Annotated in this window: 12 protein-coding genes and 1 other RNA gene; 8 read left to right on the top strand and 5 right to left on the bottom strand. The window is 35.4% G+C overall.

Annotation, left to right across the window (positions count from 1 at the left end; all coding sequences use genetic code 11):
* Position 1: 1 nt before the first annotated feature.
* The 5 genes from FORMA_RS08915 (at position 2) to FORMA_RS08895 (ending at position 4981) form a co-directional block, all read left to right on the top strand.
* The gene (locus tag FORMA_RS08915; protein WP_197500763.1) at positions 2–922 is read left to right on the top strand and encodes a homoserine kinase; all 921 of its coding nucleotides are present in this window, start codon (positions 2–4) and stop codon (positions 920–922) included.
* Between the two features lie 12 nt (positions 923–934).
* A complete protein-coding gene (thrC, locus tag FORMA_RS08910; RefSeq protein ID WP_069675335.1) occupies positions 935–2230 on the top strand; it encodes a threonine synthase in 1296 nt (431 codons plus the stop codon).
* Between the two features lie 49 nt (positions 2231–2279).
* Positions 2280–3362 carry a glycine cleavage system aminomethyltransferase GcvT gene (gene gcvT / locus FORMA_RS08905; protein ID WP_069675334.1) on the top strand — a complete coding sequence of 361 codons (1083 nt, stop codon included), beginning with the start codon at positions 2280–2282 and terminating at the stop codon, positions 3360–3362.
* 9 nt (positions 3363–3371) lie between these two features.
* Positions 3372–4205 (top strand): sugar nucleotide-binding protein, encoded by an 834-nt coding sequence (locus FORMA_RS08900; RefSeq protein WP_069675333.1) that lies wholly within the window; start codon positions 3372–3374, stop codon positions 4203–4205.
* Between the two features lie 62 nt (positions 4206–4267).
* A complete protein-coding gene (locus FORMA_RS08895; protein ID WP_069675332.1) occupies positions 4268–4981 on the top strand; it encodes a YebC/PmpR family DNA-binding transcriptional regulator in 714 nt (237 codons plus the stop codon).
* Here the strand turns inward: FORMA_RS08895 and FORMA_RS08890 are convergent.
* From FORMA_RS08890 to FORMA_RS08875, 4 genes are read right to left on the bottom strand one after another with little or no spacing between them, the layout of a single operon-like run.
* A complete protein-coding gene (locus FORMA_RS08890) occupies positions 4978–5520 on the bottom strand; it encodes a 1-acyl-sn-glycerol-3-phosphate acyltransferase (protein WP_069675498.1) in 543 nt (180 codons plus the stop codon). The genes FORMA_RS08895 and FORMA_RS08890 overlap by 4 nt on opposite strands.
* 2 nt (positions 5521–5522) lie before the next feature.
* On the bottom strand, positions 5523–6602 hold the full coding sequence (locus tag FORMA_RS08885; RefSeq protein ID WP_069675331.1) for an iron-containing alcohol dehydrogenase family protein: 1080 nt from the start codon (positions 6600–6602) through the stop codon (positions 5523–5525).
* Between the two features lie 4 nt (positions 6603–6606).
* Positions 6607–7359 (bottom strand): 3-deoxy-manno-octulosonate cytidylyltransferase, encoded by a 753-nt coding sequence (kdsB, locus tag FORMA_RS08880; protein ID WP_069675330.1) that lies wholly within the window; start codon positions 7357–7359, stop codon positions 6607–6609.
* Positions 7360–7419: 60 nt separating this feature from the next.
* A complete protein-coding gene (locus FORMA_RS08875; protein ID WP_069675329.1) occupies positions 7420–8844 on the bottom strand; it encodes an ATP-dependent DNA helicase in 1425 nt (474 codons plus the stop codon).
* 117 nt (positions 8845–8961) lie between these two features.
* On the opposite strand from FORMA_RS08875, the gene FORMA_RS08870 reads away from it, so the two are divergent.
* From FORMA_RS08870 to rsmD, 3 genes are read left to right on the top strand one after another with little or no spacing between them, the layout of a single operon-like run.
* The gene (locus FORMA_RS08870; RefSeq protein WP_231924988.1) at positions 8962–9693 is read left to right on the top strand and encodes a hypothetical protein; all 732 of its coding nucleotides are present in this window, start codon (positions 8962–8964) and stop codon (positions 9691–9693) included.
* Complete coding sequence (locus FORMA_RS08865) at positions 9656–10477, top strand: DUF3822 family protein (protein WP_069675328.1); 822 nt, start codon at positions 9656–9658, stop codon at positions 10475–10477. Before FORMA_RS08870 ends, FORMA_RS08865 begins: the two co-directional genes overlap by 38 nt.
* A complete protein-coding gene (gene rsmD, locus FORMA_RS08860; protein ID WP_069675327.1) occupies positions 10477–11010 on the top strand; it encodes a 16S rRNA (guanine(966)-N(2))-methyltransferase RsmD in 534 nt (177 codons plus the stop codon). The genes FORMA_RS08865 and rsmD overlap by 1 nt, the downstream gene beginning before the upstream one ends.
* Here rsmD and rnpB read toward each other — a convergent pair.
* Positions 11009–11314: RNase P RNA component class A (rnpB, locus tag FORMA_RS08855), an RNA gene on the bottom strand. The two genes, rsmD and rnpB, sit on opposite strands and share 2 nt — an antisense overlap.
* Between the last annotated feature and the right edge of the window lie 49 nt (positions 11315–11363).

The raw sequence follows: 11363 nt of genomic DNA, 5'->3' as shown, positions 1-11363 counted from the left end.
TATGGAAGAGATTAAAGTATTTTCACCAGCTACTGTAGCAAATGTTGCTTGTGGTTTTGATGTGCTAGGATTTTGTTTGGATGGAATTGGCGATGAGATGATCATACGGAAGTCTAAAGACAAAGGGGTGCGTATTACAGTGTCAGATGGATATGATTTACCTCTTGATATAGACAAGAACATTGCTGGTGTTTCTGCTAAAGCGCTTTATGAAAAGGCAAATCCTGATTTTGGATTTGAATTGGAAATTTACAAGCGTATTAAGCCTGGGAGCGGTATTGGAAGCAGTGCAGCCAGTGCTGTGGGAAGTGTGTTTGGGATGAACCAGTTGTTGGGAAAACCATTTAATCAAAATGAGCTGATCGAATTTGCCATGAAAGGTGAAGCATTAGCAAGTGCTGCTGAACATGCAGATAATATCGCTCCTGCCCTTTTAGGGGGGTTCACATTAGTTAAGAATTTGAATCCATTACGGATACTTCAAATCCCATCACCTGAAGATTTATACGCTGTTATAGTACACCAACAGATCGAAATTAAAACTTCTGAAGCACGTTCTGTGCTTCCAGCACAGATCAAGCTTAAGGACGCAACAACCCAATGGGCCAACTTGGGAAGCTTAATACATGCCTTACATACTAATGATTACGCGCTTATCGGCGAATGTTTGGAAGATGTAGTCGCAGAACCCTATAGAAGTAAAGTAATTCCAGCTTATGAAATATTGAAAAAAGCTGCTAAAACTGCTGGAGCTTTGGGAACGTCAATTTCAGGATCTGGACCGTCAATATTTAGTTTGTGTCAAGGCATTGACATTGCCAAGGAAATAAGTAGCACACAAAAAAAGGTTTTAAATTCAATGGATGTATCTTTTGAAGTTTACATTTCTAAAATCAATACTAAGGGAGTTAGCATCCTATAATCAAAATACTAGATGAATTATTTTAGTCTAAATAATAATGCACCAATAGCAACCTTTGAAACAGCAGTACGAAAAGGGTTAGCACCTGATAAGGGCTTGTATTTTCCAGAACATATAGAGCCTTTAGAGGCGTCGTTTTTGGATTCGATTGAAAATTATTCCGATGCAGAGATTGCATTTCAATCCATTAAACAGTTTATATGTCCAGAAATCCCTGAATATGATTTGAAGCAAATCATTTCGGAGACTTTAAGCTTTGATTTCCCTGTAGTAGAAATCGAAGAAGGAATTTCTACTTTAGAGCTTTTTCATGGTCCTACAATGGCTTTTAAAGACGTAGGAGCACGTTTTATGGCGCGTTGTTTAGGTTATTTTAATAAAGATAATAATGAAGAAGTAACTGTTTTAGTAGCTACATCTGGCGATACTGGTGGTGCCGTAGCCAGTGGGTTCTTAGGCGTAAAAGGCGTTCGAGTAGTGATTTTGTATCCCAGCGGAAAAGTTAGTCATGTACAAGAAAAACAATTAACCACACTTGGTCAAAATATTACTGCTTTAGAAGTTGATGGTACATTTGATGACTGTCAAGACATCGTAAAAAGAGCTTTTTTAGATGATGACTTAACAGAGAAAATGGCGCTTACTTCTGCAAATTCAATCAATATTGCACGCTGGATGCCACAAATGTTTTATTTCTTATTTGCATACAAACAGCTAAAATCAAAAAATAAACCAATTGTTTTTTCTGTTCCAAGTGGTAATTTTGGAAACATATGTGCTGGGATGCTAGCACAGAAACTCGGATTTCCATTTGCTCATTTTATCGCTTCTAATAATGCCAATAATGTTGTTGAGCGCTATTTTAAAACCAATACGTACTCCCCACTACCTTCAATCCAAACCATAAGCAATGCAATGGATGTTGGAAACCCAAGTAATTTTGTACGCATTCAAAAATTGCATGACAACAATTTTGAAGCATTAAAAAACAACTTAACTGCGTATAGCTTTAGCGATGAACAAACAAAAGAAGCGCTTTCAGCAATATATAAAGGCTCAGGCTACATTGCAGATCCGCATGGAGCTGTAGGGTATTTAGGCTGTAAATCTTACCGAGAGAAAAATCCAGCAGCGCAAACCATCTTTTTGGAAACTGCACATCCCACAAAATTTTTGGATGTTGTTGAAGCTGTGATTCCAGAAAAAATTGCTTTACCTCCTCAAATTCAGGCGGTTATTGAAAAAGAAAAATCAGCTATTTATGTTGAGGATTATTCTCAATTTAAAACGTTCTTATTGAACTTCTAAGCATCAAATTTGAATAAAATTTACCTAAATTTGTATTCAAATAGATCTTATGAAAAAAACAGCGCTCTATGAAATTCACAAGGCACTTGGTGCAAAATTAGTTCCATTTGCTGGTTATCAAATGCCTGTTCAGTATGAAGGTGTAAATGCAGAACATTTAACCGTTCGCAAAGGGGTTGGTGTATTTGATGTTTCTCATATGGGTGAGTTCTTAATTGAAGGTCCAAATGCCTTAGCACTTATACAGTCTGTAGCTTCTAATGATGCATCAATTTTGAGCATTGGTAAAGCGCAGTACAGTTGTTTGCCCAATGATAAAGGTGGTATTGTAGATGATCTTATTATTTACCGTTTGGAAGAAAACGCCTACCTCTTAGTTGTTAATGCCAGCAACATCGAAAAGGATTGGCAATGGATTAGTGCTAATAATGATGTTGGTGCAAAGATGACTAACATCAGTGATGATTATTCCCTATTAGCCATACAAGGACCTATGGCTATTGAGGCTATGCAAATTCTTACCAGCGTTGATTTGAAAGCGCTCAAATTTTATCATTTCGAAATTTCTGATTTTGCTGGAATTCAAAACGTTATTATTTCTGCTACTGGATATACTGGAAGTGGTGGATTTGAAATTTATTGCAAAAATACCGATGTCGAACAATTGTGGAATCAAGTTTTTGAAGCTGGAGCAAAATATGGTATTAAACCAATAGGATTGGCTGCAAGAGACACACTTAGATTAGAGATGGGGTACTGTTTGTATGGAAACGATATCAATGAAACTACCTCTCCAATTGAAGCTGGCTTGGGATGGATTACAAAATTCACAAAGTCATTTACCAACGATTATGCACTTTCGCAACAAAAGGCTAATGGAGTCACTCGGAAACTTGTTGGTTTTGAGCTTAAAGATCGTGGAATTCCAAGGCAGTCCTACCCTATTGTAGATTCTAATGCGGTTGTTATTGGCTCTGTAACTTCGGGTACGATGTCTCCTTCACTTAACAAGGGTATTGGTATGGGTTATGTGCGCAGTGAATTTTCTGAGGTAGGTACTGAAATTGGTATAAAAATCAGAAAAAAAATTGTTTTAGCTAAAGTGATAAAGCTACCTTTTTATAAAGGATAATTAGAGTTTATGGCACCTAAAAAAAAGCGGGTATTGATATTGGGTGCAAGTGGATTTTTAGGGCAATCAATTTACAAAGAATTAGCGCCGTATTTCAAAACCTTTGGCACCTATTGTTCTTCAGAAAAAAAATTCAAATCAAATAAGCATTTTTTTAATTACAACTTTGAAGATGATGATATTGTTCAGCACCTTAATGTTCTAAAACCCGATGTGATTATTTCCGCTTTACGTGGAGCGTTTGCATACCAATTAATTGTTCATCAACATCTCTTTCAGTATGCAAAAGCAAATAAAAAAGTACGGATAATTTATCTTTCATCCTCTAATGTTTTTGATGCTTACAGTAAATACCCTAGCTATGAAAATGACACCACGCTAAGTAATAGTATTTACGGTCATTTTAAAATTCGCGTTGAACAACAGTTATTGAAATTACCTAAAAAGCAAATTGTCATTTTGCGCTTGCCCATGGTTTTTGGTATTCGTTCTCCAAGAGTCCAAGAGCTTAAAACCTTACACGATTTAGATGAATTCATTGAGCTTTTTCCAAATCTAATAATGAATGTTTGCTGGGACAGCAAAATCACTCAATTGGTACATTACATCATAAATAGAAATAAATACGGTATATATCATTGTGGGAGTTCAGATCTTGTGCCGCACGAAGACTTTATTAAGGATTTAATGCGCGTTTTACGTCTAAATCACTCAAAATATAAGTTTGTTTACACGACCAACGATGAACGCTATCTTGCTGTAATACCCAAGTACAATACATTGCCAAAACATCTTCTTTTTGAAAGCAGTTCTTTATTTGAAGAAATTAAAAGAAGCTATTAATACAAAGCTTAATTTGAATTTAAAAAAAGCATTTGTAATTTTACAATCAAAATTTTAAAAAAATGGGAAGAGCATTTGAGTTCCGCAAAGCGAGGAAAATGAAACGTTGGTCAGCAATGAGCAAAGCTTTTACACGAATAGGAAAAGATATAGTCATGGCTGTTAAAGAAGGTGGTCCTGACCCAGAAAACAATTCCAGATTACGTGCTGTAATTCAAAATGCGAAAGCTGTTAACATGCCTAAAGACAATGTAGAGCGTGCTATAAAGCGTGCTAGCGACAAAAGTCAAGGTGATTATAAAGAAGTTTTATTTGAAGGATATGCTCCCCACGGTATAGCGGTGCTGGTCGAAACAGCTACAGACAACAACACTAGAACTGTAGCTAATGTTAGGAGTTATTTTAATAAATGTAATGGCAACCTAGGCACCTCTGGATCTGTTGTTTTTATGTTCGATCATACGTGTAATTTCAGGATTAATGCAGAAGGGCTTGACCCTGAGGAAATTGAATTAGAATTTATTGACTTTGGCGCAGAGGAGGTTTTTGTAGATGAGGATGGGATTTTGATCTATGCCCCTTTTGAAAGTTTTGGTGCCATACAATCGGAATTAGAAAAGCGACAAATTGAAATACTATCCTCTGGATTTGAGCGTATACCGCAAAGCACAAAAAAATTGGATTCAGCACAAGTTCTGGAAGTTGAAAAATTACTAGAAAAACTTGAAGAAGACGATGATGTTCAGAATGTGTACCATTCTATGCACGAAGATTAGGAATACTCAGGAACCTTTCCAACTACACCTTCATAAAATTTACGCATAAATTTAAAATCTGCCTCAACATCATCAGTTGGGTAAAATGGCTCAGAAAACTTATTTTCTTTATTTTTAAAATCAAGAGTAAACATAAGTATGGGTACTTTTGCTTTTTTGGCGATATAATAAAATCCTGTTTTCCAGGATTCAACTTTCTTTCGTGTACCTTCTGGAGCAATAGCCATTCGAAATTCCCCTTTTTCTTGAAACAGACGTGCAATTGCATCGACCTGCTTTTCGTTGGTTTTACGAACAACAGGAGCACCTCCGAGAGCTTTAAATAACCACCCTGTAAGGGGATTAAAAAGTGATTTTTTTCCAACAAAATTTGCTTGAATTCCCAAAACAGAGCGCAATAATACGCCAATATAGAAATCATGCCAGCTTGTGTGTGGTACAGCGATAATTACTGCTTTTTTAACCTGACTGAAATCACTAAAACCCGTAGTTTTCCACCCCAATAACTTGTAATATATAAGCTTAGAAATATATTTAATCATTACATTTTTAGGTATAACTTTTCCAACTTTGACCTTGTGATTACAGATTTCCAATCTGGACCAATTGCGTTTTCCCAAAGCGGGCTTAAATTCATGGCTACGTCAATCATTTTGTTGAGCTGTTGTTGACTGATTGATTTGCAAATTCCTTTTGGTAGAGAAATTTGGTGTTTATCGATCATTTGTTTGAATAAAGTCACATCTTTAGCATAAAATTCTTCGAGATGATTGAAAACTATACAATTACCCAATCCATGCCTAATCCCTAACACATAAGACAACCCATAACTCAAGGCATGTGCTACACCAACTTGAGAATATGCGATACTCATCCCCCCATGCCAAGATGCCATCATGAGTTTATCTTGCATTTCCTCAAAGCTATCATTTCCCAAAAATACCTCATGACATAACTCGTATGCCATTTCTCCATAGCTTTTACTAAAAGAATTTATAAAATTGCCATTAAGCGATTCTACACAGTGAATAAAACAATCCATGGCGGTATAAAACCATTGATTTTTTTCCACACCACTAGTTAATTCTGGGTCTAGAATCACTTGATCAAAGGGTGTAAAATCACTATTTAAGCCTAATTTTAGCTTCGATCCAGACAAAACAGCAGTTCGCGATACTTCTGCACCAGTTCCAGAAATTGTAGGAACACCAACATGGTATACACCAGGATATTTCAGTAAATCCCAGCCTTGGTATTCCTCGCTTGAACCGTTATTGGTTAACATAACAGAAACAGATTTAGCTAGATCCATAACGGTTCCGCCTCCAATTCCTATGATGCCCGATGGGATTGCTTTTGTTTTTAAAATGATGTCTTCAACTAAAGTATCGACTTGAGTGGTTTTGGGTTCTTCCTCACTAGAAATGAAAATAATATAATCGTCGTAGAGTAAAGATATTCGAGAAGTTAAACTTGTATTTGATTCAAAAACATCATCAATTAAATAAATAAACGGAGCACGTTCATTTAAGCGCTTCGGTTCAATAATTTCGTTTATTTGATTGAAACTACCTCGGCCGAATACGACCTTAGATACCATAGGGAAATTTTTAAAATTCATAGTTTTAGATTTGGGAAGGGTTTATATTTGATTGCCATAACTTCTTGGCTTTGGCTAAATCTTCAGCTGTGTCAATCTCTATTCCTGCGACATGGGTTTCAACCATTTTGATTTTTTTACCATGTTCTAAAAAACGAATACACTCGATTTTCTCAGAAACTTCAAGATTTTCATTAGACAATTTAGTAAAATCTAAAAGAGGTTTTTTTCGGAAAGCATATACGCCTTTGTGTTTAAAATAGTGGGCGTCTATTTCCTTATCTCTGTGGTACGGGATAGGACTGCGTGAAAAATAAAGAGCAAAATTATTCTTATCAGTTATAACTTTAACACAATTGGGGTTGTGAATTTCTTCTTGGTCATCAATTCTGACCATCAAGGATGCAAGGTCGATTTCATTGCCTACGTCGTGTTTAAAAACTGACAATAATTTTGATAGACTTTCACGTTCTGTAAAAGGTTCGTCTCCTTGAACGTTAACAACAATATCACAGGGAATATCGATTATGGCTTCTGCTATTCGGTCACTTCCCGACTGGTGTTGCTTTTGACTCATAAGCACTGAACCGCCGTTGCGCTCAATTTCATCAAAAATGATTTGACTATCTGTTACAACGTATACTGCATCAAAGAGACCTGTATTCACAGTAGCTAGGTACGTTTGCAAGATCACTGTTTTACCACCTAAATCTTGCATGAGTTTTGCAGGAAAACGGCTAGCACTGTAGCGTGCGGGAATCATTGCGATGACATTCATAGACATAATTAATGAAAGTAAATTTACTATTTTTTTAAATATAAATATTTAAAGATTAGTTTATATTTCAAAATAATCTTCTTTGAAACCAATCAAATATAAGGTTTCCTTGGCTCTTGTTAGTGCGGTATATAGCCAACGAAGATAGTCGACATCAATACCGTTTGGTAGATAGGGCTGCTCAACAAACACCGTATCCCATTGACCTCCCTGTGACTTGTGACAAGTAATTGCATAGGAAAACTTAACCTGTAATGCATTGAGGTATTTATTCTTTTTAACGGCAATAAATTTTTTGTAACCAGAAGTTTCATTGGCATAATCCTTAAGAACCTCTTGGTATAGTGTATTGGCCCTTTCATAAGGCAATGAGGGCGTTTCTAAACTTATGGTATCTAACATCAAAACAGTTTCAAATGGCTTCATTTTAGGATAATCAACCATGCGAATCTTAACTTCAGCAAATCTAAATCCGTAAAGCTCTTTAATACTAAACAGTTCTAAGACTTCAATAATATCACCATTGGCAATAAACCCAGCAGTACTAGTTGGCTTTAACCAAAAATAATTATTACGGACAATCATAAGAAAATCTCCAGCTGTTAGCTCGTGCTCGTTAAATAATATTCGTGATCTAATTTGTTGATTGTATGCATTAGCACGCTTGTTTGAACGAACAATTAAGGCAGTGTCTTCTGATCCGTTAGCACTGTAAGATTCACTTAGTGCATTTTGAATTTCATGACCATCATCTAATCGAATAATATCTTTAAACCCTTTGATTTTAAATTTAAAATTATCAAAAAATTGATTTGAAATAGACTCTCTTAATAAAGTTGCATTGAATAGTATCCCTGAATCTTGCGCTTGACGTACAACTTCATCAAGCTCAATCTCTTGAGTAGTTTTGTTGTAATTAAGCTCGAGTTTAGCAGCATCTAAAGCAGGGCTAATTTCAAGTTTAACTGGTGGCAATTGGGCGGTATCCCCCATCAAGAGTAGTTTGCAATTGATACCAGAGTAAACAAATTGCAGTAGATCGTCTAAAAGCGCGCCACTTCCAAACAAGCCACCTTGATTTGAATGATCCGAAATCATAGAAGCTTCGTCGACTATGAATAGAGTGTTTTTATGTTTGTTCGGAGACAATACAAAAGATATTTTGCCACTTTTATCTGTTCGCGGTATGTATATTTTTTTATGAATTGTAAAAGCTTGGGTTGATGCATAGGTCGAAATTACTTTTGCAGCTCTTCCAGTTGGGGCCAAAAGAACAGCGCTTTTATTGGCCTTCCATATATTTTTGACCAAAGTCCCTATGATGGTAGTCTTTCCTGTACCAGCATAGCCCTTCAGTAAAAAAACATGTTGTTTGGATGAAGAGGTAATAAATGTTGCAAGTTGTTGCAAGCCAGCATCTTGCTTTAATGTTGGTGCAAAAGGAAATCCCAATTTCAATAGATTATAAAATTCTGATGCTGTCATAAAATTGGGAAGAGGAGTTTTTTGTTCAAATATAAGAATGATTTTTGCGTGCTTTCACTTTAATGAATAAAAAAAAATTGTAGATTTGTCTGGTCTGAATTTAATTTTACAAAAAACATGGTTATTATTTCAATTATCGCGGTCATACTTTTGACTATTTTGATTGTATGGGCAATCGACAACTTTATCCCAAAAAAATTCAAAACCCCAATTCTCATTAGCCTTTGGGCTATAATCATCTTTTTAGGCTACATTACTTTTATGTCTGTCTATGGAGAAATTCAATTTAATCAACTCAAAGAAAAGCGCTACAAGATTGCTATAGAAAATCTTAAAGATATTAGAGATGCTCAACTTGCACACAAAACTGTAACTGGTGTATTTCAAAATAACTGGGACTCATTGGTAAATTTTATTGAAAACGAAAAATTTACGATTACACAGCGTCGTGATTCTACAATTATAGACGAAGTATTGACTCGTCGTTATGGAGTTGATACTACCAAAGATATTGTTATCATTGACACCCTTGGATATGTTGCTGTAAAAGACTCTTTGTTTGGTGCAGACCCACGATATAAAACAATGATGAATGTTCCTGTTGGAAAACAAGGCGAGCAATTTAAACTTCAAACAGGTTTAGTAAATCAAAACAATATAAACATTCCTGTATTTGAAGCCTCAGTGCAAAAAGATATTTTACTATTCGGTCAGGATGAAAACCTGATAAATAAGGAAAAAGAAGTTGTTTCTGTAGAAGGCGTTAACGGACCAACATTAAAAGTTGGTTCAATGGAAGAGGTAAATACAAATGGGAACTGGCCAAAAAACTATTCAAAAGATCAATAAAAACCTTGAAAAAGAGGTTTCATTGTCCATTCAAGTAAGCTTGAATGGACTTTCTTTTTTGATATTAGAAAACAATTCTATACGTGATTTAATCAATTATTCATTTGAAAAAACAAATACCCCAAAGCAAGTTTTAGATCAGTTAATGCACTTTTTCAATACCAATGAGAAATTGAAAGAGTCATTCTCAAAAACTACTGTCATTCACGATAATGAAATGATGACCTTAGTCCCTGCCGCAGTTTTTGAAGAAGAACATCTCTCGGACTACCTTAAGTATAACACAAAAATATTCAAAACCGATTTTATCACTTATGATGTGATAAAAAACGAAGACCTTATGGTGGTTTATATTCCCTTTGTAAACATTAACAACTACATATTTGAACGATTTGGTAGCTTCGAGTATAAACACAGCACGACAATCGCTTTGGATCATATTCTGCAAATCCAAAAAAACAACAACAACGAGTCAATGTATGTACATGTTGGTATGAATTATTTTGATTTGGTTGTAACCCAACAAAATGAATTAAAACTCTACAATCGATTTGAATACCAAGCCAAAGAAGACTTCATATACTACATATTATTTACCGCTGAACAATTAGGACTAAATCCTGAACAGTTCGAGTGCAAGTTTATGGGCAACATTAAAAAAAATGATCCGTTTTACGATATAGCTTACAAATACATTCGAAATATATCCTTGCTATCTTCGAACAAAATGCGTTTTTCTGTTGATGATACTACCAATAACTTTACGCTTTTAAATAGTTTTTGATGCGTATTATATCGGGAACATACAAAGGGCGACGACTTAAGGCACCAAAGAATTTACCAGTGCGCCCTACAACGGATATGGCCAAAGAAGCATTGTTTAATATTTTAATGCATCGATACGATTTTAGAGATTTATCTGTACTTGATTTATTTTCGGGTACTGGCAATATCGCATATGAATTTTGTTCTAGAGGAACATTGTCCGTTTTGGCTGTTGATAAAGAATTTCGATGCACAAAATTTATTGAGTCGACAGCAGCAGAATTTAACATGCCTATAGACGTTCTAAAAAGTGATGTATTTTCATTTTTGGAACGTAATACGCAAACTTTTGATATTATTTTTGCTGATCCCCCATATGCATTGGAAATAGAGAGTTTTGAGTTAATGAGTTCACTTATCTTTGAAAATAAATATCTAAACAATGATGGGTTATTGATTATTGAACACGCCAAACAAACGGATTTAAAAGATCTTAATCATTTTGAAGAATTAAAAACCTACGGTGGAAATTGTTTTAGTTTTTTTAGATAAAAAAAGCAGATCTATAAGCCGAATTCTGTTCTCATAAGAGCCCTTATCATTTATCTACACGTATTGTTACCAATACGCTCTAGCTGCCTACCCTTCAGCATTGCACGTGCTGCGCTCAAACGCTGGTTTACATGGCATTGCACCGCATAGAGTTTACCTGATTTCACTACAGCTTAACCTGTACATTCTTTCTGTTGCACTTTTCCTAACCTCACGGCCGATGGCTGTTAACCATTATGCTGCACTATGGTGTTCGGACTTTCCTCTAGTCGCAAAAGCGAATAGCGATAAGGCGATCTGCTTTGCTGCAAAAATACATAAATTGTTAATAAATAGTCTGTTTTTTATCTCTC

It is taken from the genome of Formosa sp. Hel3_A1_48 (genome assembly GCF_001735715.1).
Lineage (GTDB): Bacteria > Bacteroidota > Bacteroidia > Flavobacteriales > Flavobacteriaceae > UBA3537.
The sequence above is the reverse complement of the archived record's forward strand: the minus strand, read 5'-3'. Positions and strand labels throughout refer to the sequence as shown.

Excerpts from the sequence above, each read along its gene's own strand:
- FORMA_RS08915 (WP_197500763.1), top strand. The coding sequence starts at position 2 with ATGGAAGAGATTAAAGTATTTTCACCAGCTACTGTAGCAAATGTTGCT.
- thrC (WP_069675335.1), top strand. The coding sequence starts at position 935 with ATGAATTATTTTAGTCTAAATAATAATGCACCAATAGCAACCTTTGAA.
- gcvT (WP_069675334.1), top strand. The coding sequence starts at position 2,280 with ATGAAAAAAACAGCGCTCTATGAAATTCACAAGGCACTTGGTGCAAAA.
- FORMA_RS08900 (WP_069675333.1), top strand. The coding sequence starts at position 3,372 with ATGGCACCTAAAAAAAAGCGGGTATTGATATTGGGTGCAAGTGGATTT.
- FORMA_RS08895 (WP_069675332.1), top strand. The coding sequence starts at position 4,268 with ATGGGAAGAGCATTTGAGTTCCGCAAAGCGAGGAAAATGAAACGTTGG.
- FORMA_RS08885 (WP_069675331.1), bottom strand. The coding sequence starts at position 6,602 with ATGAATTTTAAAAATTTCCCTATGGTATCTAAGGTCGTATTCGGCCGA.
- kdsB (WP_069675330.1), bottom strand. The coding sequence starts at position 7,359 with ATGAATGTCATCGCAATGATTCCCGCACGCTACAGTGCTAGCCGTTTT.
- FORMA_RS08875 (WP_069675329.1), bottom strand. The coding sequence starts at position 8,844 with ATGACAGCATCAGAATTTTATAATCTATTGAAATTGGGATTTCCTTTT.
- FORMA_RS08870 (WP_231924988.1), top strand. The coding sequence starts at position 8,962 with ATGGTTATTATTTCAATTATCGCGGTCATACTTTTGACTATTTTGATT.
- FORMA_RS08865 (WP_069675328.1), top strand. The coding sequence starts at position 9,656 with ATGGGAACTGGCCAAAAAACTATTCAAAAGATCAATAAAAACCTTGAA.
- rsmD (WP_069675327.1), top strand. The coding sequence starts at position 10,477 with ATGCGTATTATATCGGGAACATACAAAGGGCGACGACTTAAGGCACCA.